This is a genomic window from Bradyrhizobium sp. ORS 86 (assembly GCF_045571475.1).
Classification (GTDB): Bacteria; Pseudomonadota; Alphaproteobacteria; order Rhizobiales; family Xanthobacteraceae; genus Bradyrhizobium.
In genome coordinates, this window is record NZ_CP120699.1 from 663,545 (window position 1) to 679,793 (window position 16,249).

Sequence of the window (16,249 nt, forward strand, 5' to 3'; positions counted from 1 at the left end):
ATGTACGAAGCCGCCCAAGGCGGCATATGCGATAGACCTGCCTTTGAGGGGGCTACGATCGCTGTCGTGATTTCCGGACCTTCTTCTCGCCGATCTTGCCGGCCGCCGCGACACGCAGCAGGCGCCGGAAGGTCGGGCATTCCATGTGGCTCGGCGCGGGGCAGGCGGCGGCGTGGCGCAGGCCGTCGCGCATGGCGTTCAGCTTGCGAATGGTCCGGTCGAGCTCCTCCGCCTTGGCTGCCAGCTTGCGGCGATCGATCCGTGGCCGGCCATCCGGCGCAAACATTGTCCTGATGTCGTCGAGCGAGAAGCCGGCGGCGCGGCCGAGCGCGATCAGCGCCAGCCGATCCAGCACGGCCGGGTCGAACAGGCGGCGAAGTCCCCGCCGTCCATGCGAGGCGATCAGCCCCTTCTCCTCATAGAAGCGCAGGGTCGAGGCGCGCACCCCCGACATTTGCGCGAGTTCTGCGATATCGATGTCCCTCACGGCCTTGACCTCAAGTTAACTTGAACTGGCAGAGTGCAGCCATCCGCTTGCTCCAGGCAAGCATCACGACAGGCAATAGTGCAAGCAGAGGAAGAAAATCATGAGTGACGCGCCGCAGGCGGACGATGAGCAGGCGAGATTGTGGAACGGTCCCTCCGGACGCGGCTGGGTCGAGACCCGCGACGTGCTGGAGCGGATGTTCAAGCCGTTCGAGGATCTGCTCGTCGCCGCGGTGGCCGATGCCTCGGCCGGGGATGTGCTCGACGTAGGCTGCGGCACCGGCGCGACGACGTTCGCCGTCGCGCAGGCGCTCGGTTCGGAGGGGCGCTGCACCGGCATCGACATTTCGGAACCGATGGTCGCAGCGGCGCGCGCCCGCGCGGCGCAGGAGGGACGACCTGCGAACTTCATCTGCGCCGACGCGCAAACCCATGCCTTTGCGCCCGCAAGCTTCGACATGATCATCTCGCGCCTCGGCGTGATGTTTTTTGCGGATCCGGTGAGGGCCTTCGCGAATCTGCGCAGCGCGGGGCGGCCTGGCGCCGCACTTCGCTTCATCGCCTGGCGAGGGATGGCAGACAATCCGTTCATGACGACGGTCGAGCGGGCGGCGAAGCCGTTGCTGCCGAACCTTCCTGCGCGTCGGTTGGATGCGCCGGGCCAGTTCGCTTTCGCGGACCGGTATCGGATCGAAGCCATTCTGATGGCGAGCGGCTGGCAGGAGCTCGCGATCCGGCCCCTCGACATCGTCTGCGGTTTCCCGGCATCGGAGCTTGGACGTTATGTCAGTTGGCTCGGCCCGGTCGGTCTGATGCTGCAGGGAATGGCCGATCCGGTCCGCGCGCAGGTGATCGACACCGTGCGCGGCGCCTTCGATCGCTACATCGATGGAACCCAGGTTCGTTTCACCGCGGCCTGCTGGATGGTCGCCGCGCGGGCGCCGATGGACGTGGCGTATGGCTGACGCGGTGGAGTATTTGACCAGCGCGGTGTTGATCGGAACCGGCGCCACCGCGGTAATGGATATCTGGGCGGTGATTCGCGCGCGGCTGCTCGGTATCCGATCTCTGGACTATGCGCTGGTCGGCCGCTGGTTCGGTCATCTCGCGCACGGGCGCGTCTGTCACCACCGGATCGCCGCCTCAGCCGCGATCGCCGGCGAGCGATCAATTGGATGGATCGCGCATTATCTGATCGGGATCGGCTTTGCGGGCCTGCTGCTCGCGATCGTCGGTCTCGATTGGGTGCGTGTTCCGACGCTTGCCCCGGCGCTGATCGTCGGAATTGCCAGTGTGGCCGCGCCGTTCCTGGTGATGCAGCCGGCCATGGGCGCCGGCATCGCCGCGAGCCGGACGCCTGATCCGACCGCCGCGCGGCTGCACAGCCTCGTGACGCACGCGGTGTTCGGCGCCGGACTCTACATCGCGGCCTGGCTGGCGCGTCCGTTGTTGCCGCCGTAGCCCCGGATGGAGCGAAAGCGTAATCCGAACCCCCTTTCACCTCCCCTTGAAAAGGGGAGGTCGCTTTGCTCGCCAGGGCAAAGCGGGTGGGGATCTGCTCTCTCCTCAAACAGCATCGTTCGCGGCTGACCCCCATCCCGACCTTCCCCCTTTCAGGGGGAAGGGGAAGCCGGCCACGAAGCTAGATCGCGCGCTGCTTCAGGAGATCCTCGAGGTCGAGCCGCCTGGTGAACATCGCGAGCTTGCCGTCGGCCGTGCGCGGCCATTCGGCCTCGGGCCGGTCCCAGTAGAGCTCGACGCCGTTCTCGTCGGGATCGCGCAGGTACAGTGCCTGGCTGACGCCGTGATCGCTGGCGCCGTCGAGTGCAATGCCGGCGGTGAGCACGCGATGTAGCGCGTCGGCGAGCGCCGCGCGGGTCGGATAGAGGATGGCGGTGTGGAACAGGCCGGTGGTTCCGGGTGGCGGCGGATGGCCGCCCTTGCTCTCCCAGGTGTTGAGGCCGATGTGGTGGTGATAGCCGCCGGCCGAGATGAAGGCGGCGCCGGAGCCCATGCGCTGCTGCAGCTCGAAGCCGAGCACGCCGCAATAGAAGCCGAGCGCGCGATCGAGATCGGCGACTTTGAGGTGGACATGCCCGATCCGGGTGCCCGCGATGATGGGAGGGGTCTGCGACACGTTCTGGCTCCGCTGGCGTGCGGCTTCCCGGCCGCGGGAAGCCTGTCAGTTTGATATAATCAGAATCTGCGGATCGAAGAGCGGTCGATCCGGAAACCCAAGGTTTCCGGAAGCGTCTCAGTTGCGGGCGGAAGACTTACGCCAGCTCCGACAGTTCGCCGCCGGGCACCTCGAACTCGAACGTGTTCAGCGTCATCGACACCATGGTGTAGTAGCCGCACAACCCGATGATCTCGACCACGCCGCGCAGGGTCAGCAGTTCGACCGCCTCGTCGTACAGCGGCTTGGCCACGCCGTGGCCCTCGTGCAGCGACTTGGCGAGCTCGTAGATCATCTTGGCCTTGGGATCATCGAAGGTCGGGACGCGCCGCACCCGGATGTCTTCGATGATCTTCGGATCGAGGCCGCCCTTCAGCGCCAGGCGCTTGTGCGCATACCACTCGTAATGCGCGGTCCAGTGCCGGGCGGTGACCAGGATCGCGATCTCCGACAGCTTTGCCGGAAACACCGTGTCGAAACGCAGCACCTCGCCCAGGCGCGTGGCATGCCGCGCCATCTCCGGGCTGTTGAGCCACGCCATCATCGGCGCCGGCGGGGCCCCGCGCTTGCCGGCGATCGACTCGTCATAGGTTTCCTTTTGGGCGGCGTTCATTTCGCCAGGCGAAAGGAGCTTGAGCCGCATGTCCGTTTCCTCTTGTTTTTCAATCGTTACCCCATCTCGCGCATACACCCGATCGGGCGGAGTGACCAGCGACAGCAGAGCATGGCGCGCTCGCAAGACATATTGAATTCCATGGGGCGCTGGCTAAGGTCGATTTCAATTCGTCGATTTTGACCGGAAACGCACAATGGCTGACCTCGAGAAATTCCGCAGTGAGACCCGCGCCTGGCTGGAGCAGAATTGTCCGCCGGAGATGCGCAAGCCGATGACGTCGGATGGCGATACGTTCTGGGGCGGCCGTAACGCCAAGTTCTCCTCCGAAGCGCAGCGCGTCTGGTTCGAGCGCATGCGCGACAAGGGCTGGACCGTGCCGCACTGGCCGAAGGAGTATGGCGGCGGCGGCCTCGACGGCGAGGAAGCCAAGATCGTCCGCCAGGAGATGGCGGCAATCGGCGCGCGACAGCCGCTCACCTCATTCGGCATCTCCATGCTCGGGCCGGCGCTGCTGAAATACGGCACCGAGGAACAGAAGAAGGAGCATCTGCCTGACATCACCGCGGGCCTGATCCGCTGGTGCCAGGGCTATTCCGAACCGAACGCCGGTTCCGATCTCGCCTCGCTGCAGACCCGCGCCGAGAGCGACGGCGACGACTACATCATCAACGGCCAGAAGATCTGGACCTCCTACGCCAACCATGCCGACTGGATCTTCTGCCTGGTCCGCACCGATCCGGCGGCGAAGAAGCATGACGGCATCAGCTTCATCCTGTTCGACATGACGTCGAAGGGGGTTTCGACCAAGCCGATCCTCTTGATCTCGGGCTATTCGCCGTTCTGCGAAACCTTCTTCGACAATGTGCGGGTGCCGAAGTCGCACGTCGTGGGGCAGGTCAATCGCGGCTGGGACGTCGCCAAGTATCTGCTGCAGCACGAGCGCGCGATGATCTCGGGCATGGGCGAGCGCGGCGTCGGCCGGCCGCTCGGCCAGATCGCGGCGGACTCCGTCGGTGCGGACGCGCAAGGCAAGCTCGACGATGCGCAGTTGCGCAGCCAGATCGCGACCTTCGAGGTCGACGAGGCTGCGCTCGCCGCGGCCGCCGAACGCGCGGTCGATCTCGCCAAGGCCGGGCAGTCGCATCCGGCGTTCTCGTCGGCGATGAAATATTATGGCACCGAGCTCAACAAGCGCCGCTACGAGATCCTGATGTCGGCGGGCGGCATCGACGCGCTGGAATGGGAGAGCGAGCGCTCCAGGGGCGGCGCCCGGCCGCGCGCCTGGCTGCGCACCAAGGCCAACTCGATCGAGGGCGGCACCAGCGAGGTGATGCTTGGCATCGTCGCCAAGCGCATCCTCGATTTGCCGGGCGCGTGATTGCAAATTCCTCATCCTGAGGAGCGCGGAACGCGCGTCTCGAAGGATGAGGCCCCGATATCGGCCTCATGGTTCGAGACGGCGCCAGAGCGCCTCCTCACCATGAGGGGCAACAGTGAAAATCAATCGAAGATATCCAGAGCGGAATCCACCAATGGCCCTCGTCCTCACCGAAGAACAATCCATGCTGCGCGACAGCGCGCGCGGTCTCATCAGCGACAAGGCGCCGGTGTCGCATCTGCGCAGCTTGCGCGACTCCAAGGATGCTACCGGCTTCTCGCGCGAGCTCTGGAAGACCTTTGCCGAGATGGGCTTCTCCGGCCTCTTGGTGCCGGAAAAATTCGGCGGCAGCGGGCTCGGCTGCGTCGAGGCCGGCATCGTGATGGAGGAGATCGGCCGCAGCTTGATGCCCTCGCCGTTCCTGGCGACGTCAGTGGTGGCGGCATCGGCGCTGTCGCGCGGCGGCAGCGAGGCGCAGAAGGCGCAGCACCTGCCGAAGATTTCCGCCGGCTCATTGCTCGCTGCGCTTGCCGTCGATGAGGGCGCCAAGCATCGCCCGCTGCACACCAAGCTGCAGGCGGCGCGGTCCGGCAACGGCTTCAAGCTCTCGGGCGACAAGGCGTTCGTGGTCGACGGCCACACCGCTGATCTGCTGATCGTCGCGGCGCGCACGGCGGGCAGCGCCGGTGACAAGAACGGGCTGACGCTGTTCCTGGTCGATCCGAAGGCGAAGGGCCTCGCGGTCGAACGGACCGCGATGGTCGACTCGCACAATGCGGCGCGCCTCGTGTTCGACAATGTCGAGGTCAATGCCGACAGCGTGCTCGGCGAGGTCGACCAAGGGTTTGGGCTGCTCGAGGGCGTGCTCAATGTCGGCCGCGGCGCGGTCGCGTCCGAAATGGTCGGCCTGAGCGAAGAGGTGTTCGGCCGCACCGTGGCCTATCTCAAGGAGCGCAAGCAGTTCGGCAAGGCGATCGGTGAATTCCAGGCGCTGCAGCACCGGGCTGCTCAACTTTATATCGAGATCGAGATCACCCGCGCCGCTGTCCTGAAGGCGCTGCAGGCGCTCGATGCCGACATCGACAAGGCCGGCACCGCGGTCGCGGTTGCCAAGGCGCGCGCCGGCACCACGGCGACGCAGGCCGTACAGGAGGGCGTGCAGATGCATGGCGGCATGGGCATGACCGACCAGTTCGACATCGGCTTCTTCATGAAGCGCGCCCGGGTCTGCCAGGAGCTGTTCGGCGACAGCAACTTCCACACCGACCAACTCGCACGGGCGAAGGGGTATTGAGGGCAGGTAGTGTCTCGCCGCACACTACACTGTCATCGCCCGGCTTGACCGGGCGACCCAGTATTCCAGAGGCGATGGTCTTTGAACGGATAGGCCGCGGCGTACTGGATCACCCGCCTTCGCGGGTGATGACAATTGAGGCTGTGGGAGAGCTCGTCCGCTAAACTGCCGTCACCGGATCGGCGGCGCGTACTGGACGCCGCCGGCGTTCCAGAGCTGGTTCATGCCACGCGGGATCTTCAGCTTGGATCCGGCGCAAAGCGTGGCCACGCATCACGCTGTCGTCGCCCGGCTTGACCGGGCGACCCAGTATTCCAGAGGCAGTCGTGTTTGAACGGATAGGCCGCGGCGTACTGGATCACCCGCTTTCGCGGGTGATGACAGTTGAGGCTGTGGGAGAGCTCGTCCGCTAAACTGCCGTCACCGAATCGGCGGCGCGTACTGGACGCCGCCGGCGTTCCAGAGCTGGTTCATGCCACGCGGAATCTTCAGCTTGGAGCCGCTGCCGACGTTGCGGTCGTAGACCTCGCCGTAGTTGCCGACGTGGCGGATGATGCGTACGGCCCAGTCCTTGGTCAGGCCGAGATCCTCGCCATAGCTGCCCTCGGTCCCGACCAGCCGCATCACCTCGGGCTTCTTCGACTTCAACGCCTCGTCGATGTTCTTGGAGGTGACGCCGAGCTCCTCGGCGTTGATCATGGCGTACAGCGTCCACTTCACGATCATCATCCAGTCGTCGTCGCGCAACCGCACCACCGGCGCCAGCGGCTCCTTCGAGATGATGTCGGCCAGGATGACCTGATCGTTCGGCTTGGAAAGGTTAAGCCGGAGCGCGTAGAGTTGCGAGGCGTCCGACGTCAGGGTGTCGCACTGGCCGGAGTCATAGGCCTTCACGACGTCGTCCAGCTTGTCGAACTTCATCTCCGTGTACTTCATGTTGTTGGCACGGAAGTAGTCGGCAAGATTGAGCTGCGTCGTGGTGTTGGACTGCACGCAGACCTTGCTGCCGTCCAGGTTAAGCGCGGAATCGATGTTGCGTGCGCGCGGGATCATGAAGCCCTGGCCGTCATAGTAGGCGACGGCGGGGAAATAGAGGTCGTAATTGGTCTCGCGCGACATGCTCCAGGTCGAATTGCGCGAGAGGATGTCGACCTTGCGGTCCTGCAACTCCTTGAAGCGTTCGCTGGCGTCGAGCGGAACGAACTTCGCCTTCGACGGGTCGTCGAAGATGGCCGACGCCACCGCACGGCAGAAGTCGACATCGAAGCCGGTCCAGTTGCCCTTGTCGTCGGGAATCGAGAAGCCCGGCAGGCCCTTGTTGACGCCGCACAGCACCTCGCCGCGGCGCTGCGTACGCTTCAGCGTGCGCGTGTCGTAGCGCTCATAGGTGATGGCGGCGGCTGCGACCAGCACAGCAACCGCGAGCCCGATCGTCAGGCCGCCTCGAAATGTACGCATGGATGTCTCTCGCCAATGGAGGGATAACGGGTGAGCTGATGAAGGCGGGCTGGAGGCTAGAGTTGGGGCTTCTGCCGGACGATCACCTTGGTGCCGACCGGGACGCGGCCGTACAAATCCATGACGTCGGCGTTGACGAGCCGGAAGCAGCCCGAGGAGATCGCGGTGCCGATCGTGTCAGGCTGATTGGTACCGTGGATGCGATAGACCGTGGTGCCCAGATACATCGCGCGCGCGCCGAGCGGGTTGCCGGGGCCGCCTGCCATGAAACGCGGCAGATAGGGCTGACGTGCGATCATCTCCGGCGGGGGCGTCCAGTCGGGCCATTCCGCCTTGCGGGTGATGCTCAGAAGGCCTTGCCACTGGAAGCCTTCGCGGCCGACGCCGATGCCGTAGCGCAATGCGCGGCCATTGCCTTGCACGAGGTAAAGATGGCGCTCGGCCGTGGAGATGATGATGGTGCCCGGCGCCTCATTGGTGCGGTAGTAGACGACCTGCTTCTGCCATTCCGGATCGAGCTGGTAATTTTCGTCGGGGACCAGGCCAGGCTCGTCGACGTCGGGCCGGCTCTGCGCAAAGCCTTGCGACGTCGACAGCACCAGACCGACCACGGCGGTCACCATCCAGATCAGGTGACGAAGTTTCATCATGCAAAGCTCTCCTTCTCGGCGCAGGCCAACCGCCTGCTCCACTCAAATCGCGCGAACATCAAATCTCAGTGACAGCTTGATGGCAAGCTTGGGGCACGCACAGGTGGTATCCCGCTGTAATGCTTCCCGTTTTTTGATCGTCGCGTCACCGCTCGACCAATCTCATCTCGGCGCGATCCAGAGTCGCAGGGCGAAGGAGACCAGAGCGACCGTGCCAACACCGCCGAGCCAGAGCGCAGCGAACCACAGGAGGCGCCGGCCGAGCGGGCGCGGGGCGGGATCCGGCGGCATCAGTGATACCCGTGCCCGGGCCGCACCTTGCCGCGGAACACCCAGTAGGCCCAGCCGGTGTAGCCGAGGATCAGCGGGATCAGCACCGCGACGCCGACCAGCATGAAGATCTGGCTGTTCTCCGGCGCGGCCGCCTGCCAGATCGTGATGCTCTGCGGCACGATATACGGATACATGCTGATGCCGAGCCCGGCATAGGACAGCGCGAACAGCGCCAGCGACAGGAAGAACGGCTGGTAGTCGTACTTGTTGGTCAGCGCGCGCAGCAGCAACATGGCAACGGCGGCGACCGCGATCGGTACCGGCGCGGTCAGGATGATGTTCGGCCAGGCGAACCAGCGATGGGTGTACTGCACGTGCAGGAACGGCGTCGCGATGCTGACGGCGCCGATCGCGCAAAGCATCGCGATCAGAAGCCCCCAGCTCAGGTGGTAGGCGCGGTCGCGCAAATCGCCTTCGGTCTTCATCACAAGCCAGGTAGCGCCAAGCAGCGCGTAGCCGACCACGAGCGCCACGCCGGTCAGGATGCTGAACGGCGTCAGCCAGTCCCACCAGCCGCCGGCATATTGCCGTCCCTCGACATGCACCCCTTGTAGAATGGCGCCGAGCGCAATCCCCTGCGCCAGCGCCGCCAGCAGCGAGCCGCCGGCGAAGGCGATATCCCACTTGTTGCGCGCCTTCTGCGTCCGCCAGCGGAATTCGAACGCGACGCCGCGGAACACAAGGCCAAGCAACATCGCGATGACAGGCGTGTAGAGCGCCGGCATCAGCACCGCATAGGCCAGCGGAAACGCCGCCATCATGCCGCCGCCGCCGAGCACCAGCCAGGTCTCGTTGCCGTCCCACACCGGCGCCACGCTGTTCATGATGATGTCGCGGTCCGTCTTCTGCGGAAACAGCGGAAACAGGATGCCGAGGCCGAGGTCGAAGCCGTCCATCACGACATAGACGAACACGGCAAAGGCAATGATGAAGGCCCAGATCGTGGCGAGGTCGGCGGCGAAGCTCATCGTGCGCCCTCCACGGCAGCGCCTGCGGCCGGCGTGATGCCGGCGGCGCGCGCCGGCAGGTCATGCGACGGGCCTTGCTCGCCATGATGCGGCGGCTGCGCCATCAGCCGCAGGATGTAGACCACGCCGGCGACGAACACGGCGAAATAGACGATGATGAAGGCGATCAGCGAGGAGCCGACCGCGGGCGCTGCGAGCGGGGAGACCGCATCGGCCGTTCGCAACAGTCCGTAGACGGTGAACGGCTGCCGGCCGGTCTCGGTGGTGATCCAGCCGGCGAGCACGGCAATGAAGCCGGCCGGTCCCATCGCGATCGCGAACAGGTGCAGCAGCCGCGTCTCGTACATCTTTCCGCGCCAGCGCATCACGAGGCTGAACAGGCCGAGGCCCAGGATCAGGAAGCCGAGCCCGACCATGACGCGGAATGCCCAGAAGGTGATCGGCACCGGTGGCCAGTTCTCGCGCGGCACGGTGTCGAGGCCGGCCAGCGGAGCGTCGAGCGAGTGCTTCAGGATCAGCGACGACAGCTTCGGCACCTCGATCGCGTATTTCACCCTGGCATCGGCCATGTCGGGCCAGCCGAACAGCACCAGCGGCGCGCCGTCCTTGTGGCTCTGGAAGTGGCCTTCCATCGCCATCACCTTGGCGGGCTGATGCTCCAGCGTGTTGAGGCCGTGCTGGTCACCGGCGAAGATCTGGATCGGCGCCACCAGCGTCGCCATCCACATCGCCATCGAGAACATCACGCGCGGGCCGGCGAGATGCTGGTCGCGCAGCAGATGAAAGGCGCCGACCGCACCGACCACGAGCGAGGTGGTGAGATACGCCGCCAGCACCATGTGCACGAGCCGGTAGGGGAATGACGGATTGAAGATCACCTTCAGCCAGTCGGCGGCGACGAACTGCCCGTCGGCATTGACGGTATAACCGGCCGGCGTCTGCATCCAGGAGTTGGCCGACAGGATCCAGAACGCAGAGATCAGCGTGCCGATCGCGACCATCAGCGTCGCGATAAAATGCAGCCTATGGCCGACGCGTTCGAGCCCGAACAGCATCACGCCGAGGAAGCCCGCCTCGAGGAAGAACGCGGTCAGCACTTCATAGGCCATCATCGGGCCGATCACCGGGCCGGTCTTGTCCGCGAACGCCGACCAGTTGGTGCCGAACTGGTAGGACATCACGATGCCCGACACCACGCCCATGCCGAAAGCGACCGCGAAGATCTTCAGCCAGTAATTGAACAGGTTGATGTAGACATCGCGCCCGGTGGCAAGCCACAGCGCTTCCAGCACCGCGAGGTAGCTCGCAAGCCCGATCGAGAAAGCGGGGAACACGATGTGGAACGACATCGTGAAAGCAAACTGTGCGCGCGCGAGTACAACCACATCCCAGCCTTCGAACATGATGCACCGTCCGTCCATTCGGAGCGCAATCTGGTCCGAAGACCGTCTTCCAGGCTTCGGGAGCGCGCCCACCCTGGAAGAACCCTAGCACGGCGGGGATGACCGACAATACGGGGCGGATTGTCCGAGGCGGCGATGCGATGGATACGATCGCATCGACGCCTCATCTCATTGTTCGGGCTTGAAACCATTGCGGTTTGCGCTGATTCAGCCCTCCTAGGCGCCCGCGTTGAGCAGCCGCGCGATGATGCGGTCGATCTGCTCATACTGCCCTTCGCCGTCATGCTGGAAAACGATCTTGCCGTTCTGGTCGATGATGTACTGCGCCGGCCAATACTGATTGCGATAGGCGTTCCAGGTCTGCGAATTGTTGTCCTGCGCCACTGGATAGAGGATGCCGTGCCGCTTCAACGCCGCTTGCACGTTCGACGCGGAGCGCTCGAACGGGAATTCCGGCGTGTGGACCCCGATCACGACGAGGCCGCGATCCCGATACTTTGAATAAAGTTCGGTGACGTGCGGCAGGGTGTTGACGCAGTTGACGCAGCCATAGGTCCAGAAATCCACCAGCACGACCTTGCCGCGCAGATCGGCGAGCTTGAGCGGCTGTGAATTGAACCAGTTGCTGATGCCGACGAACTCGGGCGCGGTCCGGCTCTGCTCGGCCGCCATGGCTGCAGTCATCGCAATGGGCCGCGCCGGCGCATCGGCCTCCGTGCACAGGCCGGGAATGACGGCGCCGCCAAGGCCAAGGCCGGCCACCAGCGCGGACACGGCAATCAAGCGCAGGGACATCGAGATCTCCTTTCGAGACTTACAGGCCAATCTGGCCGTTGGGATAAAAGCGGGTCAGCCACGCCACGATCAGCGTGTCGTATTGCAGGTATGAGAGTGCAGCGAATGCGACGATCACGACGCCGAAGCCCTGCTGCAGGCGCGGCGAAATCCGCGCGATGCTGCGCACGCGGCTGGTAACGGCCTGCCCGCCATAGGCGATCGCAAGCATTGGGATCGCCGCGCCGATCGCATAGATAACGAGCTGCAGGCTCGCCCATGCGGTGTCCTTTGCGGTCGCGATGATGGTGAGGATCGAGCCGAGCACAGGCCCGGCGCAGGGCGTCCACACCAGGCCAAGCGTGCCGCCGAGCAGAAAGCCGCCCAACAGCCCCTGTGACGGGACAGTGCCGGCGAGGTTGCCGCCGGTAAGGCCGGCCAGCCGGATCGACAGCCATTCGAACGGCGCCGGCCAGATCATGAGCAGACCGAAGCCGGCAAGCAGGATCGCAGCTCCCGTCCGCAGCACGTTCGGATCGAAATCGAAGGCGCGCGTGATCGCGCTCAGCAGCAACGCCACGATAGAGAATGACATCACGAAGCCGAGCGCGATCATCGCCGGCCGCGCCTTGCGGGTCTGGCCTATCGATACCCCGAGCAGGATTGGCAGCATCGGCAGGGTGCAAGGCGCGGCGACGGTCGCGACACCGGCGAGCAGCGCGAGAGCGAGACTGAGCATTGTGGTCCATCCGTCAGCAGTCCCGGCCTACCGAACAGTGCCAGGGACGCATGATGCTGTTCGCGGCAATGACTCACGGCGTTACGCGCTTCGCTCGCGCGCGCCGTCACGTCCATGTGAGGCCAGCCGCGCTCGGCTTCACGAAGCGGCGCCGGGAGCTTCGTCGGATCCTGTCCTGAGAGATCGACCCGCCAGACATAGAGCGACCCGGCAGGGGGGCATCCCGGCCGGGTCGTTGGAAGTCACTTGGGAGGCTAACTTGGAAAGTCTCGAACCTGATTCACTAGATTGTGGCGTCGCGTCGTTGTTTAAGAGCGTAGCGATCGAATTTTTCGGGCCGATGTCGTGGTGTGTTTCAATTGTTTCGTCGCTGAACTTTTTCGGTTTCCCGGGCCGTCGGTCCGGCCCGCGTGATATTCATCTAATGTATTGAACTTGCTTTATTTACGCAGCGACGCTGTCAACGCCGGCACCCCTGAGGAGATCGGCGAGCTGCTTGCGGGCATAGAACATCCGGGTCTTCACCGTGCTCTGCGGGATCCCGATGATCAGCCCGGCCTCTTCGACCGACTTCTCGTGATAGTAGACGAGGTTGATGATCTCGCGGTGAGCCGGCGACAGCTTGGCGACGCAGGCCCGCAGGATCTCGCTGGTGGTGGTGCGATCGAGCGAGGTTTCCGGCGTGTCGGCGCCATCGGCGATTTCAAGCACGTCTTCCTGATCGATGTCTTCGTGCTTGCGCTGGCGCAGTGCGGTCAGCGCCTTGAAACGGGCGATCGACAGCAGCCAGGTCGAAACCTGCGAACGGCCCTCGAACTGCGAGGCGGTCCGCCAGACATCCAGGAACACCTGGCTGACCAGGTCTTCGGCGATCGTGCTGTCCCGCACCATGCGCAGCACGAAGCGGTAAACCCGAACGTTGTGACGGGAATAGAGGACGTGCATCGCGGTGCGGTCACCGTTGGCGATGCTGGCGAGCAGCATTTCATCCGAGGTCGTGCGGGCAGCGGCAATATGCTTCTTGGCTGCGGCGTTGATGGCGATGACGTTCGGCATGACAGGCTCCCAATTCGCCGTTTGGCGGCGGTTCGTTGGGAGAATTGTTAGTGACTGCCCGTTTCCGGATGTCTGCGCGAAAAGGGGAAAATGGTTTCGTGAGCGGGAGAATTGTTTCGTCGGGCGCTCTGCGACGAAACATTCGGGACCAAAAGGCCAATCATTTCAATATGCGGAAAATTCGATCGGCCGGATACCGCCCGGTTGGAACGAATCCGGTCGTGACTTTCGGCACTACCGGGACTTATTCGGCCGCTTGCAGCGCGGGCGCGGCCTTTTTGGGCGCAATCCAGAACGCATCGGGCCGCTCGAACAGGAAATTGGCCCGGGCCGCCAGCGCCAGACGCCAGATCAGGAGCGAGCCGGCCACGCCGACTGCGGTCACGATCAGCGAGATCAGGCCGATGTCGTGAATCACGTCGATCCGCAGCAGAAGCGTCCGCGTCGCGGCCATCGGCAGGAAGAAGGCGAGATAAATGACGATCGAGTGCTCGCCACAGAAGCGTAGAAAGTCGAGCCAGCGTGCACGCGCCAGGAGCGTACCGATCACGATGATCGCGCAGGCGCCGGAGAGCCCGAGCGCCAGTGAGAGAAGCGGCCATTCGCTCACGTCGAGCGCGACCAGCCCGCCATTGACGAGCGCCCAGAGCCCCAGCCCGAGAAGCGCAAGCAAAGGCCGCGCCCGGGCGCGGTCCGACAACGCGAACACGTAATCGGCGAGGATGTAGCCGGTGAAGAAATAGATGAAGCGCGCGCAGAACTCGTCGATCGCCGTCCAGCCTGTCGTCAGATGCGTCATCTCGAGCGCCGCGGCGATCAGCCAGATGACAAGCGGATGAATGTTGCGTGTCAGTTTGGTGACGACGAAGAAGATCGGCAGCAGATAGATGAACCACAGCGTGCCGAACGGCTCGATGAAGGATTCGAGATACAGTAGCCCGACCTGGCCCCAGCCCGTTTCGGCAGCGAGTGACGGTGCCTTGAAGCCGAACTGGATCGTCACCCACAGCACGTAGAAATAGGTGAAGTGCATCACCTTGCGGTCGAGATAGGTGCGCCAATCGCGATCGATCACGACCGACAGGAACAGCCCGGAAATCAGGAAGAAGTCGGGCATCCGGAACGGCTTCGCGAACATCACGACATAATGCATGAAGCCGGTCTGATCGGCGGCTTTCTCCACACCCAGCACCGAGTGCATCATCACGACCATGACGATGCAGATGCCCTTGGCATAGTCGACCCAGTCGACGCGCCCGCCGGCGCCCCTCGTGGAACGGTCTGTCGCAGCGGCTGTGCCGTTTATGGTCATCTTTGTCCTGTTTCGGCGTGATCGGGTGCATCATCGGCCCGATCGGTTGCTTTCTCCTTTATTCATACAAATGACATGCCGCGGGGCCGGTGCTTTTCCACGTTTCCCTTGGCCGGTAAATGTTCTAAGAGGCGCACGAATCCCAGGGGTCGTTAACCATAGAAAGCGGGTTGTTTCATGCGCATTGCCATGATTGGCACGGGGTATGTGGGGCTGGTGTCGGGCGCCTGTTTTGCGGATTTCGGCCACCAGGTGACGTGCGTGGACAAGGATGCGAGCAAGATCGCGGCGCTCCATCGGGGCGAGATCCCGATCTTCGAACCCGGTCTCGACGCGCTGGTCGCGGCCAATGTGAAGGCCAAGCGGCTCGAATTCACCACTGATCTGGCGACGCCTGTCGCGGAGGCCGATGCGGTGTTCATCGCGGTCGGCACGCCGTCGCGGCGCGGCGATGGCCACGCCGACCTCACCTATGTCTATGGCGCGGCGCGCGAGATCGCTGCGGCGCTGAAGGGTTTCACCGTAGTCGTCACCAAGTCGACCGTGCCGGTCGGCACCGGTGATGAGGTGGAGCGACTGATCCACGAGGCCAACCCCGCGGCCGACGTCGTCGTCGCCTCCAATCCCGAATTCCTGCGCGAGGGCGCCGCGATCCGCGACTTCAAGTTCCCCGATCGTATCGTGGTCGGCACATCAGATGAACGCGGCCGCAAGGTGCTCGGCGACATCTACCGGCCGCTGTCGCTCAATCAGGCGCCGCTGATGTTCACGGCACGGCGCACGGCCGAGCTGATCAAATACGCCGCCAACGCGTTCCTCGCGACCAAGATCACCTTCATCAACGAGATCGCCGATCTCTCCGAGAAGGTCGGCGCCGACGTGCAGGAGGTCGCGCGCGGCATCGGTCTCGACAACCGCATCGGCTCGAAGTTCCTGCATGCGGGGCCGGGCTTCGGCGGCTCCTGCTTCCCGAAGGACACCCGCGCGCTGATCAAGATCGCGCAGGACCACGACGTGCAGTTGCGCATCGTCGAGGCGGTGCTCGGCGTCAACGACAACCGCAAGCGCGCCATGGCACGCAAGGTCGCGAGCCTCTCCGGCGGCAGCCTGCGCGGCAAGACCGTCGCGGTGCTCGGTCTCACCTTCAAGCCCGACACCGACGACATGCGCGAGGCGCCGTCGATCCCGCTCGTCACCGGCCTGCTCGACATGGGCGCCAAGGTGCGGGCGCATGATCCGGTCGGCATGGAGCAGGCACGCAAGGAGCTGCCTGATATCGAGTATTGCGACGATCCCTATGCGTGCGCGAAGGGCGCCGACGCCATGGTCGTCGTCACCGAATGGGTGCAGTACCGCACGCTCGACCTCGATCGGCTCAAGGCGGAGCTGAGGCAGCCGGTCGTCATAGATCTGCGTAACATCTATCGCCCCGAGGATATGGCTGCCCACGGCTTTGCCTACGACAGTGTCGGCCGCGCGCCGTTGCCGCGGGCTTAACCTCAATACCACTGTCATCCCCGCCTTAGGCGGGGTATCCAGTAGGCCCGGTCTTTGCGGCCGGGCCTGACGGTGGTTACTGGATCACCCGCTTGCGCGGGTGATGACG

General features: G+C 64.4%; 17 protein-coding genes. 5 read left to right on the top strand and 12 right to left on the bottom strand.

Annotated features, from left to right (window positions below; genetic code table 11):
• Positions 1-52 precede the first annotated feature (52 nt).
• A complete protein-coding gene (locus P6U25_RS02990; RefSeq protein WP_407149964.1) occupies positions 53-487 on the bottom strand; it encodes a helix-turn-helix domain-containing protein in 435 nt (144 codons plus the stop codon).
• 184 nt (positions 488-671) lie between these two features.
• Between P6U25_RS02990 and P6U25_RS02995 the strand changes: the two genes are divergently transcribed.
• A complete protein-coding gene (locus P6U25_RS02995) occupies positions 672-1,451 on the top strand; it encodes a class I SAM-dependent methyltransferase (RefSeq protein ID WP_407149965.1) in 780 nt (259 codons plus the stop codon).
• Positions 1,444-1,947 carry a DUF2938 domain-containing protein gene (locus P6U25_RS03000; protein WP_407149966.1) on the top strand — a complete coding sequence of 168 codons (504 nt, stop codon included), beginning with the start codon at positions 1,444-1,446 and terminating at the stop codon, positions 1,945-1,947. The genes P6U25_RS02995 and P6U25_RS03000 overlap by 8 nt, the downstream gene beginning before the upstream one ends.
• 181 nt (positions 1,948-2,128) lie before the next feature.
• On the opposite strand, the gene P6U25_RS03005 is transcribed toward P6U25_RS03000, so the two are convergent.
• Both P6U25_RS03005 and P6U25_RS03010 read right to left on the bottom strand, forming a co-directional pair.
• Positions 2,129-2,623, bottom strand: coding sequence for a VOC family protein (locus P6U25_RS03005; RefSeq protein ID WP_407149967.1), 495 nt, complete (start codon positions 2,621-2,623; stop codon positions 2,129-2,131).
• Between the two features lie 136 nt (positions 2,624-2,759).
• Entirely contained in the window at positions 2,760-3,305 is a 546-nt protein-coding gene (locus P6U25_RS03010; RefSeq protein ID WP_407149968.1) for a carboxymuconolactone decarboxylase family protein, read from the bottom strand.
• Positions 3,306-3,471: 166 nt separating this feature from the next.
• Here P6U25_RS03010 and P6U25_RS03015 point away from each other — a divergent pair, with 166 nt between their 5' ends.
• Both P6U25_RS03015 and P6U25_RS03020 read left to right on the top strand, forming a co-directional pair.
• On the top strand, positions 3,472-4,656 hold the full coding sequence (locus P6U25_RS03015) for an acyl-CoA dehydrogenase family protein (RefSeq protein WP_407149969.1): 1,185 nt from the start codon (positions 3,472-3,474) through the stop codon (positions 4,654-4,656).
• A gap of 154 nt (positions 4,657-4,810) precedes the next feature.
• Positions 4,811-5,950, top strand: a complete 1,140-nt coding sequence (locus tag P6U25_RS03020) for an acyl-CoA dehydrogenase family protein (protein WP_407149970.1) — start codon at positions 4,811-4,813, stop codon at positions 5,948-5,950.
• A 420-nt stretch (positions 5,951-6,370) separates the two neighbouring features.
• On the opposite strand, the gene P6U25_RS03025 is transcribed toward P6U25_RS03020, so the two are convergent.
• The 9 genes from P6U25_RS03025 to P6U25_RS03065 form a co-directional block, all read right to left on the bottom strand.
• A complete protein-coding gene (locus tag P6U25_RS03025) occupies positions 6,371-7,408 on the bottom strand; it encodes an amino acid ABC transporter substrate-binding protein (protein ID WP_407149971.1) in 1,038 nt (345 codons plus the stop codon).
• 56 nt (positions 7,409-7,464) lie between these two features.
• A complete protein-coding gene (locus P6U25_RS03030) occupies positions 7,465-8,058 on the bottom strand; it encodes a L,D-transpeptidase (protein WP_407149972.1) in 594 nt (197 codons plus the stop codon).
• Between the two features lie 162 nt (positions 8,059-8,220).
• Complete coding sequence (locus P6U25_RS03035) at positions 8,221-8,349, bottom strand: DUF2474 domain-containing protein (RefSeq protein ID WP_407149973.1); 129 nt, start codon at positions 8,347-8,349, stop codon at positions 8,221-8,223.
• Positions 8,349-9,359, bottom strand: coding sequence for a cytochrome d ubiquinol oxidase subunit II (gene cydB / locus P6U25_RS03040; RefSeq protein ID WP_407149974.1), 1,011 nt, complete (start codon positions 9,357-9,359; stop codon positions 8,349-8,351). The genes P6U25_RS03035 and cydB overlap by 1 nt, the downstream gene beginning before the upstream one ends.
• Entirely contained in the window at positions 9,356-10,762 is a 1,407-nt protein-coding gene (locus P6U25_RS03045) for a cytochrome ubiquinol oxidase subunit I (RefSeq protein WP_407149975.1), read from the bottom strand. Before P6U25_RS03045 ends, cydB begins: the two co-directional genes overlap by 4 nt.
• A 216-nt stretch (positions 10,763-10,978) precedes the next feature.
• Positions 10,979-11,557 (bottom strand): redoxin domain-containing protein, encoded by a 579-nt coding sequence (locus tag P6U25_RS03050; RefSeq protein ID WP_407149976.1) that lies wholly within the window; start codon positions 11,555-11,557, stop codon positions 10,979-10,981.
• A 19-nt stretch (positions 11,558-11,576) separates the two neighbouring features.
• Complete coding sequence (locus tag P6U25_RS03055; protein WP_407149977.1) at positions 11,577-12,275, bottom strand: cytochrome c biogenesis CcdA family protein; 699 nt, start codon at positions 12,273-12,275, stop codon at positions 11,577-11,579.
• 444 nt (positions 12,276-12,719) lie between these two features.
• The gene (locus P6U25_RS03060) at positions 12,720-13,331 is read right to left on the bottom strand and encodes a sigma-70 family RNA polymerase sigma factor (RefSeq protein ID WP_407149978.1); all 612 of its coding nucleotides are present in this window, start codon (positions 13,329-13,331) and stop codon (positions 12,720-12,722) included.
• Positions 13,332-13,575: 244 nt separating this feature from the next.
• Positions 13,576-14,643 carry an acyltransferase family protein gene (locus P6U25_RS03065; RefSeq protein WP_407149979.1) on the bottom strand — a complete coding sequence of 356 codons (1,068 nt, stop codon included), beginning with the start codon at positions 14,641-14,643 and terminating at the stop codon, positions 13,576-13,578.
• Positions 14,644-14,820: 177 nt separating this feature from the next.
• Between P6U25_RS03065 and P6U25_RS03070 the strand changes: the two genes are divergently transcribed.
• Positions 14,821-16,140: a UDP-glucose dehydrogenase family protein gene (locus P6U25_RS03070; RefSeq protein ID WP_407149980.1), complete on the top strand. Its 1,320-nt coding sequence runs from the start codon at positions 14,821-14,823 to the stop codon at positions 16,138-16,140.
• Positions 16,141-16,249: the final 109 nt, after the last annotated feature.